Origin of the sequence: uncultured Cardiobacterium sp., assembly GCF_938028185.1 — a bacterium.
GTDB lineage: Bacteria > Pseudomonadota > Gammaproteobacteria > Cardiobacteriales > Cardiobacteriaceae > Cardiobacterium.
Map to the genome: position 1 here is coordinate 1 of NZ_CALJAH010000058.1, position 19,682 is coordinate 19,682.

Consider the following 19,682-nt stretch of genomic DNA (forward strand, 5'->3'; position numbering starts at 1 on the left):
CGATGACGTTGCCGTCCAGTATTTGCACGACGAAGTAGAGGCTGACCACCCAGTAGAAATCGCCGGTCAGGCCGTATTGCATATAGGCGACCACCAGCACCGGGATGGTGACGACGGTCGCGCCAATGTAGGGGATAAGCACGGAGAGGCCGACCATGAAGCTGAGCAGCAGGCTGTATTGCAGGTTGAAAATGTGCAGCGGGATGAAGGTCAGCAGCCAGACGACGAGGATTTCGCTGAATTTGCCGCGGATGTAGTTGCCAATCTGGATGTCCACTTCGTACCAGACGTCCTGGATGATTTCGCGCCGTTTCGGCAAAAAGCGGCCAAGCCAGCCCATGATGAGCTTTTTGTCTTTCAAAAAGAAGAAGATGAGCAGCGGCACGAGGATGATGTACACCAGCACCTTGATGATGACGAAGACGGAGTAAAACAGCTTGCCGGAAAGCGATTTGCTGAAGTTGGCGATTTCGCCGTTGAGGCTGTCCAGCAGGCTCTGCACGCCGCTCTCGCTGAAGGCGGTGGGGAATTTGTGCGGCAGCAGCAGGATGTATTCCTGGGTGCGCTGGAAGTAGTCGGGCAGCGCGCCGATGAGCAGTTTCGCCTGGTCGATGATGGCGGGCAGCAGCACGATGGTGAGGTAGAGGATGGCGGCGATGAAGATGAAATAGACGAGGGCGACGGCGATGCCGCGGCGCACGCCGATGCGCTCCAGCTTGCCGACGACGCCTTCGAGCAGGTAGGCGAGCGCGATGGAGATAATGACCGGCAGCAGCCATTCGCCGAGGAAATAGAAGATGGCAATGAGGCTGATGCCGAAGGCGACCAGCGCGACCAGCGAGGGATTGGCGAGAAAGCGGGCGAAGGGCGCCCAGAGGGATTTTGTGGAGGTGTTCATGAGGGTTTTTGCGGGTGAATGCGGGCAGCAATTTTAAGGGATTGCGCCGGGTCGGGGGCGGATTTTCGGCGGGTCAGTCTTCGTCGGCAAACAGGATACAGATTAAGTACGTGCACAGGGTTACAAGCAATAACGCCATAAAAAAAAATGTTGCAAAAAAATGGCGCGTCGTTTCCGGCAAGGCTTTCCCGTTCATCAGGAAAAACAGGCACATTATCAGCAGTGTGAAAACAGCATTCAGCCAAAAGAGCCCGTACATTGTCCGCTTGGCGGGTTTATCTGCCACGGCTGGCATGATATTGGGGAGCGGCTTTTCGGCAAGTACGGCATTGATAATTGCGGCTATTTCTTCGCTGCGCTGTTTGGACTGCGGCAAACCGATATAAATCCAATATTCATGGTCAAGGCGGTCATGGATGGCGAGGTAATAAGCGCTGCCGCCTTTGCCACTGGGAATGGATTCGGCGCGGGCGGCGCGTAAATCTTGCCAATACAGGGTACGCTTGCTGTTTTTGCCACGGAAAAAATAAATGCCGTGGCAATTTATATGTACCAATATTTTTTTCTCCGGCGGATAAAAATAGGCACGGTATGCCCGCACGATAAAAATAACCAGCGCACCAATAGCCGCAATAATCAAAGTCATGGCGACAACATAAAAAAGCTGCAACAGCAGCGGCACTGCCGCGCCATACGCCCACGGATTCATGTTCTTGCCCAGGAAAAGCAGAAATAAAAAGGCAAACGGGCTTCCGCAACTCAAGCTGGCGAAATGCCCTGTCGCCAGACGCGCGCTATGGCAGCGGTAATCCAAACCGGGCGGTGCCTGCGGTGGCAATGACGGTGCCATTCCGCGCAAATAATCTTGTGCAACCCGCTCAATTTGTGCATAGGTGTCATATTCGCGCTCCAATCGTTTGTGACGATAATCCAGCACCGCGCCGTCTTGGCTTTCAATGCGCAGTGTTTTCAGAATGCCGTGGCGGCTAACGCTTTTTAATTGCTGCCAACGCCATTGATAGCGAATGCGTTTGGCACGGTAAATGGTCAGCCCTTGCGGGTCGCATACCACACAGGGCGGCGGCAATGTGCCATAACAATGAAAACGGATATCGCCTTTCACGAAAGAAATACTGTAATACAGATACGGCGGCAGCCACAGCCAGCAGTAATCCAGCAGGATGGACGGCGCACCGCGATAGTTATGCAAGAGCATGAGCAAAAGGACAAAACCGGTTGTCACCCAGGCTTGGGTAGCAAACCATTCAATGATATGCGTGCCACCCCAGCCACGGGTATGCGGGTTGGCAAATTCGGGCTGGAAGGGGGCAAGGGTTGCTTGGGACATGATGGTTTCTGCGGCTAATGATGATGGAAAGCGGTGAGTGCATGACCGGTTTTGTCGGCCATGAGACCAACCTACGGCTATGCCTACAGGGTATTGGCGGTTGCATCATGGGCGGCCACCCCCACCCCAGCCCTCCCCCGCTGCGGGTGCTGACGCACCCTGCGAGGGAGGGGGCGAACCGGCGGGATTATTGGCAACGACTGGTTTTGCCGCGCTGTTGGTGTCGGCCATGAATGGCCGACCTGCGTTTATACCCTCATGACCGGTTTTGTTGGCGGTGGGCAAGCCCCACCCTACGCGCTGCAAGGTACAAATAGCAACACACCCGCCAAGGCGGGTGTGTTTGCGCGGGTCAGGACGGTTGGTTGTTTTCGTCCGGTTTGGCGATTTCTGCCGGGGGCGGCGGCGTTGCCGCTCCGGTTTCCGGGGCGGGCAGCAGGTCGCCGTCCAGTGCCTGTTCGGGGTGCAGCGGTGCGACGCTTTGCCGGTAGGCGACCAGCGCGGCTTCCGGACGGTTTTTCGCTTCCAGGATTTGCGCGTAGAGCGCAAAGGCTTCTTTGGTCTGGCTGCGTTTGACGGCTTCTTCGATAGCGGCGAGCGCGATGTCCAGCTCTTTTGCCTTGTAGGCAATCAGCGCCTTGGCGTAGAGGAAGATGGCGTCGTTGGCGTGTTTGCCTTCCCATTGTTTCATGTGTTCCAGTTGGGCGCGGAAGTCGGCACGGCGCAGTTGGCTGTAGGCCTGGATGTATTCGAGGTCTTGTGTTTGCCGGATTTCGCCCGCGAGCAGTTTTTCGGCTTCTTCAGGGTGGTCGTTTTCAACCAGCGCGCCCGCGTATTGGAGGACGAGGTCTTTGTCACGGCGCAGTTCTCCCGGCAGGTGTTTCCACGCAGCTTCGAGTTCGGCGACGCTTTCACGGGCGGCGGTATCGTGCAGCAGGCCTTTGGCGCAGGTTTTTTGTTTGGCGGCAAAGTCGGCGTCGCCAAGGTGCGGGCGCAGCGCAGGCAGCAGTTCCCAGGCTTTTGCCCAGTTTTGTTGGCCGCTGTAGGCGTCGCTCAGCAACGCGGCAATTTTGCTGTTGCGTGGTTCTTCGGCGTGCAGTTTTTCCAGCAGTTTGGCCGCTTGTTCGTAGTTGCCGTTGTTGATGTGGATTTCGGCTTCGGTGATGCGCGCCAAGGTGCCACCCTGGTTGGTGCGGGCGTCCTGGCGGGCGCGCAGCAGGTAGTGGTCGCGGCGGTCTTTGGCATTTTGGCGGTCGGCAGCGATGGCGGCGTTTTCAAAGTAGATGACGGCATCCTGGCCGAGGCTTTCGGCGAGTTTGCCACCACGGTCGAGGTCGCGTTCGGCGCGGCTGTAGTGTCCGGCAAGCAGCGCACTCATGCCGCTTTTCAGCAGGCGGTCGGCTTTGTGCTGGCGGCGCACAGCGCTGTTGCGGCTTAAGATTTGCGGGCTGTGCCAGAGGCAGCAGAGCAGTTTCAGCACCCAGTAGAGGATGATGCTGGCGACAAGCGAGAGCAGCAACCAGACGATAAGCGAGGTTTCGGCGTAGTGGCTGCCTGCCTTGAAGATGACACGCAGCGGGATGAGGTTCACCGCGTAGCCAATAAAGGCACAGAGGCAGAGGACGAGGAGGAAGAGGATGATGCGCATGGCTTACTCCTTGGCGGCCTGTTCGAGTTTTTCGGTCAGCGCGGCGATGTCCGGCGCGTTGCTGTTGCTGGTTTTGAGTTGTTCCAGCGTGGCAAGGGCGGCGGCGACGTTGTTGTTACTGCTGTCAAAGAGGCGTTCGATTTCGCCGTGCAGGCGGTCAGCAGTCGCGGCATAGGCTGCCTGGTCGTGCAGTTGCAGGGCGTTGCGCGCGTAGGCAAGATCAAGGCGCAGGTTTTCTTTGAGGATGATTTGCAGCGCTTCGTTGGTTTGTATCCAGGTGAGACCGGCATCGTCAATTTTGGTAACGGTGACGGTTTTGGCAAGGATGTTCTGTCCGACACCTTTCAAGCGGTCTTTCCAGTCGGCAGCTTGGGCGTCTTCTTTGGGTGCGAGCAGGTTGACGGGGTCAACGTTTTTGTACGGCCAGGCGGGCAGGGTAGCGATGATGGCGTCGATTTGCGCCGCCGGGGTCGCCTGGGCGGCGAGGACGGCGTACTGGGTACGCAGCTTGGTCAGTTCGTCCTGGTAGGCGGCGTAGTTGCTTTGGCCAAGGTTGAAGAGGGTGAAGGTTGCACCCGCCTGGTCAAGGTAGGCTTTGGCGGCGCTGTAGTTGCCGTCGTTGGCGGCGATTTGTGCCATTTTCAGGGCGTTAATCAGCGGGTAGGGGTTGGCGCTGCTGTTGTTTTGTGCCAGTGCGTGTTCGATGAGGACGCGCTTTTCGTCGATTTGCTGAACGGCGGCTTTGGCGGCGGCTTCGCTGCTTTGTACGGCGGCGATTTCTTTGCTGAGGTCGATTTTGGTCTCGCCCTGGGCGAAGGTCGCCAGCTCCTGTTTGATGAGGCTTTCGGCCTGCTCGCGGCTGATGCTGTTGGCGGCAACGATGGCGGCGATTTGTTCGTCGCTGGTTTGGCGGGCGGCGACGGCGGCGTCAATGGTGCTGTCGAGGTTGTTCAGCGCCTGGGTTTGTTTTTCCAGGTTGTTGAGGCGCAGCGCGAGGTCGTCAACCTGGCTGTTGCTGGCGTAGTTTTGTTGGGCGGATTCTTGGGTCTGCATTTGCAGGGCGACTTGTGCCACGGTGTCGCTATAGGTTTCGGAAAATTGTTTGAGGGTGTAGGCGCCGCCTCCGGCAACGGCGACGCTCACCAGCAGCGCCAGTATGGCCAGGCCGCGTCCGCTTTTCGGGGCGGGTGGCGTGTAGTCGCTGTAAGTGCTGTCATCGCGTACTTCGTGCTGATTTTCAGGTTGTTTTTCTTCAGTCATGGCGTTGCTCCTGGGTTTGTTTCCACCAATGGCAAATGGCTGCGATTTGCCGGGTTTCGCTGGCATTTTCGGCGGCAATAATGTGCTGAAAGCCTTGTTTTTCCGCGTATTGCGCCACTCTTGCGCTAAGGGCGGCGATGCAGGCGCGGTATTGTATCAGTTTCCGTTTTTCTTGCGGGATTATTGCGAGGAGGTTATCGAGGGTTTGCTGGCTGGCAATGGTGATGATGTCCGGCAGCGGCAGCGCCTCCGGCCAGCACGCGGTCGGGTTGTAGCGGCTGTAGGGATAGAGGGTGTGAACGGTATTGTTTTGGCTGAGGATTTCGGCGAGATACGGGCGTCCGCCGGGAGCGGCGATGAGGGCGATGTGCGTCTCGCGGGGGTGCCAATGGGCAAGCAGCGCTTCGCTGTTGTGCGGTGCGGGCGCGGTAATGTCCGGCGGTTGCGGTAGCGCGGCGGCGGTCGCCTCGCCAATGGCGACGGTTTGCTGGCCGCGTAGCGGGTATTGTTCTCGTAGATGGCGGACGGCGGCGGCGCTGGTAAATACGAGGGTATCGCTGTGGTCGAGTATGGCGCGTTCGGCGGCGGTGAGTGGTTGGACGCGGGTCGCCATCAGCGGCAGGTGCAAGGCGATGCCGCCCAGGTCGGCAATGCGGTCGCGGAAGGCGAGGTAATGGGCGGCGTCGCGGGTGTAGAGGACGGTGCAGTGGGTGAGTGCTTTCATGCGGAGGTTTCTCCGGTGATGGTGGTGGCAAATTTTAATGAGGATTTCACGCCGGTGCTGGAACAGCGCCCTGTTTTGACTGTTCATCCCCTCAATCGTCATATTTAACGCTTTTTTATTCAATCAGATAAGGCTGCCATGTGCTTTGCCGCTTGCGCAGCGGGAGCAAAAATTTTATTTTTCCAAATGTTGAAAATTGCGCAATCTTTTGCGGTTTTCGGCGTATTTCTGTTTTCCAGATGAGGATTGCTTATGCCAAACCAGTTCATCATGTCGCTAGACCAGGGGACGACCTCGTCGCGGGCGATTATTTTTAACCGCCACGGCGAGACCATCAGCGTCGCGCAGAAGCCGTTTACCCAGTATTTCCCGACGCCGGGCTGGGTTGAGCATGACGCCAAGGAGATTTGGGGTTCGCAGATTGCGGTGCTCACCGAAGCGCTCGCCAAATCCGGGCTGGAAGCGAAAGACCTCGCCGCGATTGGCGTCACCAACCAGCGCGAGACCACCATCGTCTGGGACCGCGCCACCGGCGAGCCGGTGCATAACGCCATCGTCTGGCAAGACCGCCGCACCGCGAAATATTGCGACAGTCTGCACGACAAGCGCGACTGGATTCGCGGCAAGACCGGGCTGATTATTGACGCCTATTTTTCCGCGACCAAGGTCAAGTGGATTCTTGATAACGTCGAAAACGCGCGCAAGCGGGCGGAGCGCGGCGAGCTCTGCTTCGGCACGGTGGATACCTGGCTCATCTGGAACCTGACCAAAGGCGAGGTGTTTGTCACCGACCCCAGCAACGCCAGCCGCACCATGCTCTACAACATCCACACGCTGGACTGGGACGACGAGCTGCTCGCGCTGTTTGACATCCCGCGCAGTATGCTGCCGGAGGTGCGCGCCAGCAGCGAAGTCTATGGCACGGTTTCCAACCGCTACCTGGAGCATCCGGTGCCGATTGCGGGCATCGCGGGCGACCAGCAGGCGGCGCTGTTCGGCCAGCTCTGCACCGAAAAAGGGATGCTGAAGAACACCTACGGCACCGGCTGCTTCCTGCTGATGAACACCGGCGACGAAGCCGTCACCAGCAAAAACAACCTGCTCACCACCATCGCCTGGAAGCTCGGCGGCAAAACCACCTACGCGCTCGAAGGCGGCGTCTTCGTCGGCGGCGCGGCGGTGCAATGGCTGCGCGATGGCGCGCGCATCATCCGCACCTCCGCCGACATCAACACGCTCGCCGCGACCGTTGAGGACAACGGCGGCGTCTATTTCGTCCCGGCGCTGACCGGTCTCGGCGCGCCCTACTGGGATTCCTACGCGCGCGGCGCGTTTTTTGGCATCACCCGTGGCACCACCGACGGCCACCTCGCCCGCGCCACCCTTGAAGGTATCGCCTTCCAGGTCTATGACATCGTCAAAGCGATGGAAGCCGACGCCGGGGCGCAAACGCGCGAATTGCGCGTCGATGGCGGCGCGAGCATGAGCGACTACCTCATGCAAACGCAGGCGGACATCTTCGGCTTCAACATCGTCCGCCCGAAAACGGTGGAAACCACCGCGCTCGGTGCCGCCTACCTCGCCGGGCTTGCCACCGGCTACTGGGACAGCATTGACGGCATCCGCAAACAGTGGAAAATCGACAAGACCTTCACCCCGCAACTGCCGCCGGAGCGCGTCCGCGAGATGCTGCACTACTGGCACAAGGCGGTAAACGCCTCGCGCCACTGGATTGAAGAATAACCCTCCCCCACCCTCAAAAACCAAGGAAAACCCATGAACGTATTAACCGCAGAAATCATCGGCACCGCGCTGCTCATCCTGCTCGGTAACGGCGTCGTCGCCAGCTGCTGCCTCAAAGACACCAAATCCGGCCCGGCGGGCTGGATGGTCATCGCCACCGGATGGGCCTTCGCCGTCTATATCGGCGTCCTCGTCGCCGGCCCGGTCAGCGGCGCGCACCTGAACCCCGCCGTCACCCTCGGCTTCGCCATCCACGGCTCACTGCCCTGGAGCGCGGTGCCTTCCTACATCGCCGGACAATTCATCGGCGCAATCATCGGCGCCTTCCTCGTCTGGATCTTCTTCTTTGACCACTTCGCGGTGACGCTGGACGAAGACGCCAAACGCGCCTGTTTCTGCACCTACCCCGCCATCCGCAACTACCCGGTGAACTTCATCAGCGAACTCGTCGGCACCTTCGTCCTCGTTTTCGTCCTCTTCTACATCATCGGCAACGGCGCCAGCCTGACCCTGCCGGGCGAAGCCACCGCCACCCCGGTCGGCCTCGGCTCCATTGGCGGACTGCCGGTCGCCATCCTCATCTGGGCGATTGGCCTCTCGCTCGGCGCGACCACCGGCTACGCCATCAACCCGGCGCGCGACCTCGGCCCGCGCTTCGTCCTCTCCATGCTGCCGCTGCGCACCGACGCCGACTGGTCTTACAGCTGGGTGCCGGTACTCGGCCCGCTCGCCGGTGGCGCACTTGCCGCCTGGCTTTACAACGCGCTGATGTAATCACCGTCATGCAAAAAGAGAACCGCCCTCCGGGGCGGTTTTTTTGCGGTGCAAAAAAGGCGGCGCCACGTTCATTTTCCGCTGGCATCCTCATGAAATTGGCGCTACATTAACATCCATGCACGCCTATCCACACATTCCCGTGCATATCCCCAAAAATCCACACACAAGGCAATCTCATGAAATCTCTGAAACTGAAAACGCTCGCCGTCGCCACCTTGCTCGCCTGCACCGCAGGCAGTGCCTGGGCGGATGGCATTGGCGCCTCGCTCCTGACGCAGCAGCATCCGTTTTATATTGAGCTGGCTGATGCGATGAAAGCCGAGGCGAAGGCGCAGAATGTGCCGCTCGAAGTCGCCATCGCCAACCAGGATTTGAGCAAGCAACTGGCTGATATTGAAGACATGATCGTCAAGGGCGTCAATGTGCTGGTTATCTCGCCGGTCGATAGCAAGGGCGTGCTGCCCGCCATCAAGAAGGCGCAGGATGCGGGCATCAAAGTCATCACCGTCGATATTCCCGCCGAGGGGATTGAGGTGCTGTCTTACGTCGGCACCGACAATTTCAAGGGCGGCGAGAAGGCGGGCGAGCTGATGGCGAAGGTGCTGAACAACAAGGGCGAGGTCGCCATCATCAATTATCCCACGGTGCAATCTGTCGTCTCGCGTATTGACGGCTTCAAGAAAGCGCTGGAATCGCATCCTGATGTGAAAATTGTCGCCGAACAAACCGGCATTACCCGCGCCGAAGCGCTTGCCGCCGCACAGAATATGCTGCAAGCCAACCCCGATATCGACGGCATTTTCGGCTTTGGCGACGATGCCGCGCTCGCCGCTGCGGTCGCGGTGAAATCCGCAAACCTGCAAGACAAAGTCAAAGTCATCGGCTTTGACGGGATGAAGGAAGCGCGCGACGCGGTCGATAGCGACCCGGTGATGGTCGGCGTTATCCGCCAGTTCCCGGACCAAATGGGCAAACAGGCGGTGGATACGGCGGTTGCGGTCATGAAGGGCGAGAAAGTCCCGGCGCAACAACCGATTGAACCAGGCGTTTATACCGGCAAAGAGTAAGCCGCCATGACTGCCGCGGTTGATGATGTCCTGCTGCAATTACGCGGTATCGGCAAGACTTTCACCGGCGTCGCCGCCCTGCGCGACATTGACCTCAACGTGCGTGCCGGGCGGGTGCATACCCTGCTCGGCGAGAATGGCGCGGGCAAATCGACGCTGATCAAAATCCTCGCCGGGGTGCATCAGCCCTCCGGCGGCAGCATGATGCTGAGTGGTGCGCCATATGCCCCGGCCAGCCCGCGCGAAGCGGCGGCACGCGGCATCGCCGTCGTCTTTCAAGAACTCAGCCTGTGCAACAACCTCACCGTCGCCGAAAACATCCTTGCCACGCGCGAACCGGCACGCTACGGCATCATCAACCGCCGTGCGCTCTACCGCCGCGCGCGGCAACTGGTCGAAGAACTGCAACTGCCGGTGGACGTGGACGCGCGCGTCGCCGACCTGTCCATCGCGCAGCGGCAACTGGTGGAAATCGCCAAAGGCATGAGCCACGAGGCGAAAGTCGTCATCCTTGACGAGCCGACCTCCTCGCTCTCCGAAGCCGAAGCGGAAATCCTCTTTGCCATCATCGCCCGCCTCAAGGCGGCGGGCAAGGCGGTCATCTACATCTCACACCGCATGGAAGAAATCATGCGGCTCTCCGACGACATCACCGTGATGCGCGACGGCCAGTACATCGCCACCCTGGCGCGGGCGGACACCACCGTCGCCGAGATCATCAGCCTGATGGTCGGGCGGCGGATGGAACAAATGTACCCGCCGCGCCTGCCCGAAACCCCGCCGCCGGACGCCGCCCCGCCCGCGCTGGAAGTCCGCGCGCTGAGCCATTCCCGCGCCTTCCGCGACGTTTCCTTCGCCGTCCATCCCGGCGAAATCCTTGGCTTCTTCGGCCTCGTCGGCGCCGGACGTTCCGAAGTGATGAACGCCATCTTCGGCATGATGCCCGCGAGCGGCGAAGTCCGCCTCGACGACGAAACCGTGCACATCCGCCATCCCGCCGACGCCATCCACTACGGCATCGGCTTCGTCACCGAAAACCGCAAAGAGCAGGGACTGGTGCTGACGCAAGCGGTGCGGCGCAACATCAGCATGGCCGCGCTCAAGCGCTTTGCCGCCCGCCTTGGCTTCCTCCGCTTCGCCGCCGAACGCGAAGCCGCCACCGCAGACGTCGCCCGCCTCGCCGTACGCACCGCCTCCATCGAAGCCGCGGCGGAAACCCTCTCCGGCGGCAACCAACAAAAAATCGTGCTGGCCAAATGGCTCGGCACCTACCCGCACGTCCTCATCCTTGATGAACCGACGCGCGGCGTGGACGTCGGCGCCAAATTTGAAATCTACCGCATCATCCGCCAGCTCGCCGCCGAAGGCACCGCCATCCTCCTCGTCTCCTCCGAACTGCCCGAACTGCTCGGCCTCGCCGACCGCATCGTCGTCATGCACGAAGGCCGCGTCAGCGCCACCCTCGCCCCCACCGACTTCCAGCCACAAACCCTCATGGCCGCCGCCACAGGACAACCCCATGCCCACGCCTGACCGCTCCCCCGCCCGCCACCCGCTCCTGCGCCAATACGGCGGCATCGTCATCGCCCTCATCATCCTCTGCACCGTCTTCGCCATCGCCAACAGCCGCTTCCTCTCGCTGGCGAACTTCATGAACATCTTCCAGCAAGTCGCCGTCGTCGCCATCGCCGCCTTCGGCATGACCTGGGTCATCCTCCTCGGCGAAATCGACCTCTCCGTCGGCTCCATCATCGCCGTCGCCGGCATGGTCGGCGCACAAAGCCTCGCCCTCGGCACCGGCTTCACCGCCGCCCTGCTGATAACCGTGGCGGCTGGCGCCATCCTCGGCGCCATTAACGGCCTGCTCACCGCCCGCCTGCTGCTGCCGTCGTTCATCGCAACCGTCGCCACCATGAGCATCTACCGCGGCCTCGTCAGCCTGCCGACCGGCGGCGCGCCGCTGATGATCGCCGACCCCCACTGGCAGGCCATCGGCGCCAGCCGCTTCCTCGGCCTGCCGCTCATCATCTGGATCCTGCTCGCCCTCTTCCTGCTGAACCACATCCTCCTCTCGATGACCGTCTTTGGCCGCCAGACCTACCTCACCGGCGGCAACCGCGAAGCAGCGCTGTACTCCGGCATCCGCGTTGATCGCATCAAAATCATCATTTTCACCCTCTCCGGGGTAATGTCCGCCATCGCCGGCATCCTCCTCTCCTCGCGCCTCTACTCGGCGCAGACCAACGCCGGACTCAGCTACGAACTCGACGCCATCGCCGCGGCCGTCCTCGGCGGCACCAGCCTCACCGGCGGCGTCGGCACCATGCCCGGCACCCTCATCGGCGCGCTCATCATCGGCGTCCTCAACAACGGCATGAATATGCTCTCCGTCCCCTACTTCTTCCAGCTCATCGTCAAAGGCGCGGTCATCATCATCGCCGTCTGGCTGGACGTGCGCGCCAAACAACGCAAGGACTAACCTATGACCACAAAAATCCTCACCATCGGCGAAATCCTCGTCGAAATCGTCGCGACAACCAAAGGCGACGGCTTCCTCGAAGCCCAACCGCTCACCGGCCCCTACCCCTCCGGTGCGCCCGCCATCTTCATCGACCAAGTCGGCAAACTGGGCGCACCCTGCGCCATCATCTCGCGCGTCGGCGACGACGATTTCGGCACCCTCAACCTGCGCCGCCTGCAACAAGACGGCGTGGATACCAGCGGCATCACCGTCGCCCCCGGCGAAAGCACCGGCAGCGCCTTCGTTCGCTACCGCGCAGACGGCAGCCGCCGCTTCGTCTTCAACATCACCCACAGCGCCTGCGGCCGCCTCGAAACGACCGCCGCCAGCGACGCCCTCATCGCCAGCTGCGACCACCTGCACCTGATGGGCAGCGCACTCGCCGCGCCCGGCATGCGCACACTCGCCCTGCACGCGCTGCACACCATCAAGGCGCGCGGCGGCAGCATCTCCTTCGACCCCAACCTGCGCCGCGAACTGCTCGGCGCGCCCGGCCTGCACGACGCACTCCAACAAACCCTCGCCGCGACCGACATCTTCCTGCCCTCCGGTGACGAACTCTACCTCTTCACCACCGCACAAAACGAAGCCGACGCCATCGCCGAACTGCTCGCGCGCGGCATCAAAGAAATCCTGCTCAAACGCGGCGAGCGGGGCGCGAGCCACTACAGCGCGGACGGCCGCCTTGACGCCGCCCCCATTGCGGTGCACGAAGACGACCCGACCGGCGCGGGCGACAGCTTCGGCGGCGCCTACATCGCCCTGCGCCTAAACGGCCACGATGCAGCCAGCGCCCTGCGCTACGCCAACGCCGCTGGCGCGCGTGCCGTCACCCGCATTGGCCCGATGGAAGGCACCTCCACCCTCGCCAAGCTGGATGCCCTGCTCGCTGACAAGCCCGCATCCTAAAAACCCGGCATACATACATCCAGCGCACTGCTCATGGTGGCTGCCTATCATCCACAGCAGAAGACGCGCGTCGCTAATCCTCCCGCAGCGCCGCAATCAGCGCCTGAAACAGCGGCGATTCGGCGCGGCGGCTGGGGTAGTAGAGATAGTAGCCTTCGTAGCGTATCGCCCAATCGGGGAGGATTTCCACCAATGCACCGCTTGCCAGTTCCGGGGAAACCATGTCGCGCGGTAGCCAGGCGATGCCGAGTGCGGCGCGAGCAGCTTGCAGCAGCAGACTGTTTTGGTTGGCGGTAAAGCCCGCTGCGGGCTGGATTTTCACTGTTTTACCGCTTTGCGGGTCGCAAAATTCCCACGACAGAGTGTTGCCCAGCGTCGGCAGACGCAGGTTGAGACAAGGCAGAGCGGCGAGGTCGTGCGGCGTTTCGGGCGCATCAATGTGCGACAGCAAGGCGGGCGCGGCGACGGTGGTCATCTGCAAATCGGGCGAGACGCGCACGGCAATCATGTCTTTTTCCACAAACTCGCCGAGGCGGATGCCGGCGTCGAAACGTTCGGCGACGATGTCGGCGAAGCGGTTGCTGCAGTCCAGTTCCAGCGCTATTTCAGGGTAAGCGCGAGCAAAACGGGCGAATTTGTCCCACAACGCGACAGTAAGCGCGTGCTCGTTGCCGGTGATTTTCAGGCTGCCGCCGAGCGTGCCGCGATAGGCGGCGAGGTTTTCAATTTTCGTGTCAATCTCGGCAAAAAGCGGGGTGATTTGTTCGCGCAGTTGCTCGCCTGCGGCGGTGGTGGAAACGCTGCGCGTGGTGCGTTCCAACAGCTTGATTTGCAAACGCTCTTCCAGCTGGCGCACGGTGTAGCTGAGTGCCGATTGCGACACGCCCAATTGCGCCGCTGCTTTGGTAAAGCTGCCGATTTCCGCCACCAGCAGGAAGACGCGCAAGTCGTCCAATTTTTCTGCCATATCTGTTCCATTTATCAATCTATTTGCTAAACCCTTGCGCATTTTACCGGCTAATTTTTCTCAATGGCGCTGTTTATACTGCGTGCTATCGACAAACCAAGGAAACGCCATGCGCAACATTCTAATCATCGGCGCGAACGGCTCATTAGCCCGCGCCGTCATCGCCACCGCCGCGTGCAACCCCGCTTTGCGCCTCACCCTTTTTGCCCGCAGCGCCCCGCGCCATACGGACGGCCAGCGCGTCATCATCGGCGACGCACTCAACCCCGCCGACCTGCAAGCGGCGATGCCGGGGCAGGACGTCGTCTATATCAATCTCGCCGGCGACCTCGCCACGATGGGTGCGAATATCGTCGCCGCGATGAAAGCGGCAGGCGTGCGCCGCGTCATTGCCGTCGCTTCCATCGGCATTTACGACGCGCCGCTGCGCGAAGTGCTGCGCCCTTACCGCGCTCTCGCCGACCTCGTCGAGCAATCGGGGCTGGATTACACCATTCTGCGCCCGAACTGGTTCACCGATGCCGACGAAATCGACTACCAGCTCACGCCGAAAGGGCAGCCTGAAACGGGCAGCGCGGTGTCGCGCAAAAGCATTGCCGATTTTGTCTGCAAGATTTTTGAGCAGTCTGAATGGTGGACTGGGGGGGGAATTTGAATGTGAATAAGGTGTGATTTTTGGGTTCGTTGAAAAGGAAAATGCCGTCTGAAACCCCTTTCAGACGACCTTTTGTTACAAATCATCTAGGCTTTTATTATATTTCCAAGCCTTTGAGAAACTTGCGCTGGTTGATTGAGGTGGGTTGCTTGGTAATTTCATTTTCACTGTCATTGGGAAAGGAAAATCAACACCAAGCAATAAGGCTTCGCCTTGCCCAAGCACAGGCAAAAATGCGGCAGAGCGATTATCGATTGCCCCAACGGCTTTTTTCACAATATCCTGATCTTTTTCGTTGGTCAGCCTATGCACAATTAATGTTCCAATTTGGCTGAGGACGTCTTCAGGAATATCTCTCGGACGTTGCGTTGCAATGACAACATTCAAGCCGTATTTGCGTCCCTCTTTGGCAATATTGCCAAAAGCATCCAAATCAAAGCGTGATGTTTCATCGCCAATTCTTTTATTTAAGAATTGATGTGCTTCATCAATAAAAACAATTAGTGGCTTATCGTTGGTAATATCCTGTCTTCTTGCTTTGATCAGTAAGTATCTTCCAATGGTATTAACCAGCAATTCACGCGCATTGGCTTCAAATGGGACGTATGATAAATCTAGACGAACTATGCCTGATGTATCAGAACATAATTCGTCTATAACAGCAGGAATGGTTTTTAGATTTGGATCGCAATCAAGCATCCATTTTAAATATGGATTTTGACTCATTGCTTCAATTCTAGATATTAAATTTAAGCAATGCCCAACATCTTGATCAGATCGTTTTCCCCAAATAGTTGTAATAGGGTTATTATAGGTGCCACCATCAGGCCAAACACACTCTTCAATAATTTGTTTACCCAATCCAAAAAAATGCCATTGTCTATAGTTTTGTACTTGAGACAATTTGAAAACAGCTTGTTCAAAATAAGATTTTGTTTGCCCTGCTTTTTTAATTACTTGTGTTTGTGGATCTAAAGTTAAATTATGTCCAGCTTGCTGATAATTTTGTGTGTATACCTGTAAACTTTGTATTGCAGCATTTAATTTCGGTGCTTGGCTTTGTGCGGAGGGTCTTAGCAACGCCCGAATATCCGAATCCGTAAACATCCAATGTGGATAGGTTACCTGATTTGTATTATTAGCATCTGGATGATTTCCCACATAATAAGACGTACAAGGTAAGTCTTTATATTCTCCTGTTGGATCAATTAATAATATTTTCCCGCCTTCTTTTTCTATATTTCCTAAAAGATTTGCCATTGTATAGCTTTTGCCACCACCGGTAGATCCTAAAATAGCGCAATGTCTTGCAAATAACTTTTCGGGCGTAACTGAAATAGAAACAGAAGAATCAGAGGATACTTCAGCAATCGGTAAAAATATGTCTTTATTATTATGATGCAAAGTGCCTTCTGCAAGAGTTGCTACTAATTTAGGATGGGCTGAGTAAACTTGTGCACCTAATTTCGGATATTGTTTAATTCCTTGGTAATTTTTTCCTGTTTCAGTATCCACGCTAACTAATAATTGAACCAGACCAATCGGATGACTGGATACACTATTGTCAGAAATTTGATCTACTTTTAACCGTTCACCATTTTCCAGCCAAACTTTGATTAAACGTCCAAAAATAGAATATTGCCCACAATCAATAAATACAAAGGTATTCACTTCACCAATCGGAATCCGTGTGCCAAATGTCCACGCCTGCTTGTCCGCACCTAAATAGGTTAAATTGATTCTAGCGTCAGTAGCCGATATATCAATCAAACTACCAATTCGCCAATCTTGGCTATGAGGAGAGAACCATTCAGTATTCATTATTCTTTTCCTCCCATTACGGATTCAAACATTTTGGCTAATTTTTCTTCTGGCGTTTCTTTAGTTCGGTTTGGCAAAATATCTGCAAAATCACTAAATGTACCATCCACTAACATAATTCTTGAATCGTTACCCTTGATTAAATTTATTAATGATTTTCTTATGTTGGCATTAAATGATGAACTTTCATCAAATAAATTCAGGGTAACAACCATTAACATCATTTCAGGATTGGTTCTCAATGCCATAGTAATTGCATTGTTAAGATGATCATCATTAAAACCAAATCCAATACAAATCAGTGCAGTTTTTGGTTTTTGTAAGACGTTTAAAAAGGCACTCATCATATCTAAATATGGAGAATTATAAGAAGATTGATATTTTGTGCTGCTGGGATAAATAAATACGGGTTCTTGTCCTTCTTCATTTGATAGGGGATTACCTTTCTGAACAAGATTAGTATCGGTATTTCTTACCCAATCTACTGAACCATGTAATTTATATAGATGAAAAACATTTGATAAGTAAGAGCTCCCATTTTCAATAGATTGACTACGATTTACTACATCGTAATGAAACCACGCTGGATTAAATCTAGCTGGCTTAGAGTATTCAAACCCATCAATGACGATCATACCTGTATTGGAAGCAGCTGTTTCAAATGCTAAATCATAGTTAGTTGTGAATAATTTTAGACGTTGTTGCTTTTGACCGCGATAACCTAGTGTTCGGAGAAAATTCTCGTGATGAACCCATTTTTCAGTAGGAACTTTGTCTGTAAAGCTTGTACTCTCCAAGATTTTCAATTTTGCGTTCTCTTTAAAATTCTTAATTTTATCTAATTCATCTGGGGATTTAGCTTTTAATATAAGATGAGAATCACATATGGATAGCAGACTCTCTATATTGTTATCGGCAGAATCATAATTAATTATTGCCATAATTTCATCAAACAATGAGGAATTCAATTTCTTACAATCATTCCACAAGTCAGCCATTCCTGGGGCTATTATCGTAGATTGGCTTTTATCCTCTTTATATGTGTTAAATGTCAATGAAGTTCCCGATCCTGCCAGAATAACAAGATTTTCAGCATCTATAGTTTGATGAATAAAGTTTAGTAAGGCTTTCTTCAGGGAATCATCTTTTTGTTCTTGTGATATATCAATTTCAAATCCTTGTTCTTTCTCTACTTCTTGGTTGATATTAATTAAATGTGATGACAGTGCTTTCATGATTTAGTCTCCTTAAAATATTAGGTTTACCCTAAAAACAGTTGATTAAAATACTTCCACCCCATACAACGGCACATTCACCACCCAATCTTCCGCCCGATAATCTGACATCGAAGCCCGCATCGCCAAGTCCGGCTGATATTGTTCTACATAAGATTTCAAACTTTTTGCCCGCAGATTTTCTTCGGCTTTCACTTCAATTGGGATGATGTCCTGCCCGCGTTGCAGCACAAAATCCACTTCCGCTGTGCCTTTTTCTGTTGCCCAGTAAAAAATTGGGTTGGATTGGCCGGCTTGCAGTTGTTGCAGCACATATTGTTCGGTGAGTGCGCCTTTGAATTCGGTAAACAGGCGGGTCGGTTCAAGCAGGGTGGTCGGGGCGAGCTGGCTTTTTGCGCCGAGCAATCCCACGTCCAAGCAGTAGAGTTTGAAGATGTTTTCCTGATAGCCCGACAGCGGCAGATGCGGTTTTTTGATGCGGTACACGGGGTAAACCAGCCCGCTGTCTTTGAGCCATTGCAGGGCGAGTTCGTAATCTTTGAAGCGCGCGCCTTTTTGCATATCCGCCAACACGAATTTTTTGTTTTCTTTGGCAAGCTGTTGCGGCAGGGCATTCCACAGCGCACGCACGCGCATCACAAGGCGCGGATCGTTGATGTGTTTGGAAAAATCGTATTCATACGCCAGCAGTAGGTTTTGCTGCACCGTGCGCACGGCTTGCACGTCTTGCGTGTCGGCGAAGGTTTGCACCGCCTCGGGCATGCCGCCGACAAAATAGTATTGGCGCAGGCGGTCGATGTATTTGGTTTTCATCGCCGTAATCAACGCCCAGTCTTGCGACTGCAATAGGTCGTACAGCGGTTTTTCATCCATCGCCAGCAGAAATTCGCCGAAATCCATCGGGTACATCGGCAGAAATTCCACCTTGCCCACAGGGAACGACACGCCTTGATGCAATGCCACGCCGAGCAGCGAACCGGCGGCAATCACGGCAAAGTGCGGTGCGTTTTCGTAAAAATATTTCAGCGCGGTCAGCGCTTGCGGCACTTCCTGAATTTCGTCAAAAATCAACAGGGTATTGTCGGCACGGATGTTCACCCCCGCCTCAATGGACAAGCCGAGCAGCAGGCGGTCGATGTCAAAATCGCCACTAAACAGGGCTTTCATCTGCGGATTGTTGTCAAGATTGATGTAGGCGACTTGTGCAAATTCCGCCGTGCCAAAGGTTTTCATTACCCACGTTTTGCCCACTTGGCGCGCGCCCTGAATAATCAATGGTTTGCGGTTGGGCTTGTTTTTCCATTGGGACAGGGATTTTAGGATATGGCGTTGCATCGGCTGTTAATTTGCGGTTTTGCTGGGAATTATAGTGAGCAAATTACACTTTTACAAAGGAATAAGTGTGTTATTTTACATTTTTATAAAGGATTTTTCGTGACGTGGCTGATTTTTACCCCACCAACCAATCCACCACATGTATCACTTTCACTCCGTCCACTTCTCCTACATTCATTCGGTTCGCGGTCAGCACGGTTTTTTGATAGTTATCGGGCAGGTTGATTAAGTTGCCGATTTCGCGGTTGCTGTTTTCGGGCAGTTGCATCGCGACTTGGAAATACTGGATTTCTCCGCCTTTTTTCGCCACGAAGTCGATTTCGGTGTTGTCGTAGCTGCCGACGTCCACTTGGTAGCCACGCCGCAAGAGTTCGATAAATACAATGTTTTCAATCTGATGCCCGAAATTGTCGCGGAAGGATTTGTTCAAGGTGGCGTTGCGCAAGCCGGTATCGACGCTGTAATACTTGGCTTGGGTGCGTAGGTGGGCTTTGCCGCGCAGGTCGTAGCGGCGGGCTTGGTAGAAGATAAATGCCTGTTCCAGCAAGTCCACATATTTGGCGATGGCGTTATTGCTGGCGCCCGCACCCTCGTTCTTTAAGGTGTTGGTGATGTTGTTGATAGAAATGCTATTGCCTGTTTCGCTCAATAAAAAGGCAGCGAGGCGGCTTAATACGCCGTCGTTACGCAGATTGGCGCGTTCGCTCACGTCTTTGAGCAGAATGGAATTGAAAATGCCGTCCAAAATGGTGCGGCGCACTTCTTCGTCTTCCA

The 19,682-nt window shown here is 55.8% G+C and carries 17 protein-coding genes; 7 read left to right on the plus strand and 10 right to left on the minus strand.

Annotated features, from left to right (window positions below; translation table 11 throughout):
• From Q0349_RS01910 to Q0349_RS01930, 5 genes are all read right to left on the minus strand, one after another.
• Positions 1 to 898 (minus strand): AI-2E family transporter (locus Q0349_RS01910; protein ID WP_298079142.1); only part of this gene is annotated, 898 nt, incomplete at its 3' end.
• Between the two features lie 73 nt (positions 899 to 971).
• Positions 972 to 2,246: a hypothetical protein gene (locus Q0349_RS01915; RefSeq protein ID WP_298079144.1), complete on the minus strand. Its 1,275-nt coding sequence runs from the start codon at positions 2,244 to 2,246 to the stop codon at positions 972 to 974.
• Between the two features lie 352 nt (positions 2,247 to 2,598).
• Positions 2,599 to 3,894 (minus strand): heme biosynthesis HemY N-terminal domain-containing protein, encoded by a 1,296-nt coding sequence (locus Q0349_RS01920; protein WP_298079145.1) that lies wholly within the window; start codon positions 3,892 to 3,894, stop codon positions 2,599 to 2,601.
• A 3-nt stretch (positions 3,895 to 3,897) separates the two neighbouring features.
• Positions 3,898 to 5,154, minus strand: a complete 1,257-nt coding sequence (locus Q0349_RS01925; protein ID WP_298079147.1) for a uroporphyrinogen-III C-methyltransferase — start codon at positions 5,152 to 5,154, stop codon at positions 3,898 to 3,900.
• Positions 5,147 to 5,878 (minus strand): uroporphyrinogen-III synthase, encoded by a 732-nt coding sequence (locus Q0349_RS01930; protein ID WP_298079148.1) that lies wholly within the window; start codon positions 5,876 to 5,878, stop codon positions 5,147 to 5,149. The genes Q0349_RS01925 and Q0349_RS01930 overlap by 8 nt, the downstream gene beginning before the upstream one ends.
• 252 nt (positions 5,879 to 6,130) lie before the next feature.
• On the opposite strand from Q0349_RS01930, the gene glpK reads away from it, so the two are divergent.
• The 6 genes from glpK (at position 6,131) to Q0349_RS01960 (ending at position 12,895) form a co-directional block, all read left to right on the plus strand.
• Positions 6,131 to 7,621, plus strand: a complete 1,491-nt coding sequence (gene glpK / locus Q0349_RS01935) for a glycerol kinase GlpK (RefSeq protein ID WP_298079150.1) — start codon at positions 6,131 to 6,133, stop codon at positions 7,619 to 7,621.
• 33 nt (positions 7,622 to 7,654) lie between these two features.
• The gene (locus tag Q0349_RS01940; RefSeq protein WP_298079152.1) at positions 7,655 to 8,395 is read left to right on the plus strand and encodes an MIP/aquaporin family protein; all 741 of its coding nucleotides are present in this window, start codon (positions 7,655 to 7,657) and stop codon (positions 8,393 to 8,395) included.
• A gap of 179 nt (positions 8,396 to 8,574) precedes the next feature.
• Positions 8,575 to 9,465, plus strand: coding sequence for a substrate-binding domain-containing protein (locus Q0349_RS01945; RefSeq protein ID WP_298079153.1), 891 nt, complete (start codon positions 8,575 to 8,577; stop codon positions 9,463 to 9,465).
• Positions 9,466 to 9,471: 6 nt separating this feature from the next.
• The gene (locus Q0349_RS01950; protein WP_298079154.1) at positions 9,472 to 10,998 is read left to right on the plus strand and encodes a sugar ABC transporter ATP-binding protein; all 1,527 of its coding nucleotides are present in this window, start codon (positions 9,472 to 9,474) and stop codon (positions 10,996 to 10,998) included.
• A complete protein-coding gene (locus Q0349_RS01955; protein WP_298079155.1) occupies positions 10,985 to 11,944 on the plus strand; it encodes an ABC transporter permease in 960 nt (319 codons plus the stop codon). The genes Q0349_RS01950 and Q0349_RS01955 overlap by 14 nt, the downstream gene beginning before the upstream one ends.
• Before the next feature lie 3 nt (positions 11,945 to 11,947).
• Positions 11,948 to 12,895 carry a sugar kinase gene (locus Q0349_RS01960; RefSeq protein ID WP_298079156.1) on the plus strand — a complete coding sequence of 316 codons (948 nt, stop codon included), beginning with the start codon at positions 11,948 to 11,950 and terminating at the stop codon, positions 12,893 to 12,895.
• Between the two features lie 73 nt (positions 12,896 to 12,968).
• Here the strand turns inward: Q0349_RS01960 and Q0349_RS01965 are convergent, their stop codons facing one another.
• The gene (locus tag Q0349_RS01965) at positions 12,969 to 13,862 is read right to left on the minus strand and encodes a LysR family transcriptional regulator (protein ID WP_298079157.1); all 894 of its coding nucleotides are present in this window, start codon (positions 13,860 to 13,862) and stop codon (positions 12,969 to 12,971) included.
• A gap of 109 nt (positions 13,863 to 13,971) precedes the next feature.
• On the opposite strand from Q0349_RS01965, the gene Q0349_RS01970 reads away from it, so the two are divergent.
• Positions 13,972 to 14,517: an NAD(P)H-binding protein gene (locus Q0349_RS01970; RefSeq protein ID WP_298079159.1), complete on the plus strand. Its 546-nt coding sequence runs from the start codon at positions 13,972 to 13,974 to the stop codon at positions 14,515 to 14,517.
• A gap of 75 nt (positions 14,518 to 14,592) precedes the next feature.
• Here the strand turns inward: Q0349_RS01970 and Q0349_RS01975 are convergent, their stop codons facing one another.
• The 4 genes from Q0349_RS01975 to Q0349_RS01990 all read right to left on the minus strand — a co-directional run.
• On the minus strand, positions 14,593 to 16,338 hold the full coding sequence (locus tag Q0349_RS01975) for an ATP-binding protein (RefSeq protein WP_298079161.1): 1,746 nt from the start codon (positions 16,336 to 16,338) through the stop codon (positions 14,593 to 14,595).
• A complete protein-coding gene (locus tag Q0349_RS01980) occupies positions 16,338 to 17,573 on the minus strand; it encodes an SIR2 family protein (RefSeq protein WP_298079164.1) in 1,236 nt (411 codons plus the stop codon). Before Q0349_RS01980 ends, Q0349_RS01975 begins: the two co-directional genes overlap by 1 nt.
• A gap of 45 nt (positions 17,574 to 17,618) precedes the next feature.
• Positions 17,619 to 18,908 (minus strand): ATP-binding protein, encoded by a 1,290-nt coding sequence (locus tag Q0349_RS01985; RefSeq protein ID WP_298079166.1) that lies wholly within the window; start codon positions 18,906 to 18,908, stop codon positions 17,619 to 17,621.
• Between the two features lie 115 nt (positions 18,909 to 19,023).
• A partial coding sequence (locus tag Q0349_RS01990; protein WP_298079167.1) for a DUF4143 domain-containing protein occupies positions 19,024 to 19,682 on the minus strand: 659 nt, incomplete at its 5' end.

Bases quoted from the DNA above. Each gene is read 5' to 3' on its own strand.
- Q0349_RS01970 (WP_298079159.1), top strand. From the start codon at position 13,972: ATGCGCAACATTCTAATCATCGGCGCGAACGGCTCATTAGCCCGCGCC.
- Q0349_RS01975 (WP_298079161.1), bottom strand. From the start codon at position 16,338: ATGAATACTGAATGGTTCTCTCCTCATAGCCAAGATTGGCGAATTGGT.
- Q0349_RS01985 (WP_298079166.1), bottom strand. From the start codon at position 18,908: ATGCAACGCCATATCCTAAAATCCCTGTCCCAATGGAAAAACAAGCCC.
- Q0349_RS01960 (WP_298079156.1), top strand. From the start codon at position 11,948: ATGACCACAAAAATCCTCACCATCGGCGAAATCCTCGTCGAAATCGTC.
- Q0349_RS01930 (WP_298079148.1), bottom strand. From the start codon at position 5,878: ATGAAAGCACTCACCCACTGCACCGTCCTCTACACCCGCGACGCCGCC.
- Q0349_RS01915 (WP_298079144.1), bottom strand. From the start codon at position 2,246: ATGTCCCAAGCAACCCTTGCCCCCTTCCAGCCCGAATTTGCCAACCCG.
- glpK (WP_298079150.1), top strand. From the start codon at position 6,131: ATGCCAAACCAGTTCATCATGTCGCTAGACCAGGGGACGACCTCGTCG.
- Q0349_RS01980 (WP_298079164.1), bottom strand. From the start codon at position 17,573: ATGAAAGCACTGTCATCACATTTAATTAATATCAACCAAGAAGTAGAG.
- Q0349_RS01950 (WP_298079154.1), top strand. From the start codon at position 9,472: ATGACTGCCGCGGTTGATGATGTCCTGCTGCAATTACGCGGTATCGGC.
- Q0349_RS01940 (WP_298079152.1), top strand. From the start codon at position 7,655: ATGAACGTATTAACCGCAGAAATCATCGGCACCGCGCTGCTCATCCTG.
- Q0349_RS01955 (WP_298079155.1), top strand. From the start codon at position 10,985: ATGCCCACGCCTGACCGCTCCCCCGCCCGCCACCCGCTCCTGCGCCAA.
- Q0349_RS01965 (WP_298079157.1), bottom strand. From the start codon at position 13,862: ATGGCAGAAAAATTGGACGACTTGCGCGTCTTCCTGCTGGTGGCGGAA.
- Q0349_RS01925 (WP_298079147.1), bottom strand. From the start codon at position 5,154: ATGACTGAAGAAAAACAACCTGAAAATCAGCACGAAGTACGCGATGAC.
- Q0349_RS01920 (WP_298079145.1), bottom strand. From the start codon at position 3,894: ATGCGCATCATCCTCTTCCTCCTCGTCCTCTGCCTCTGTGCCTTTATT.
- Q0349_RS01945 (WP_298079153.1), top strand. From the start codon at position 8,575: ATGAAATCTCTGAAACTGAAAACGCTCGCCGTCGCCACCTTGCTCGCC.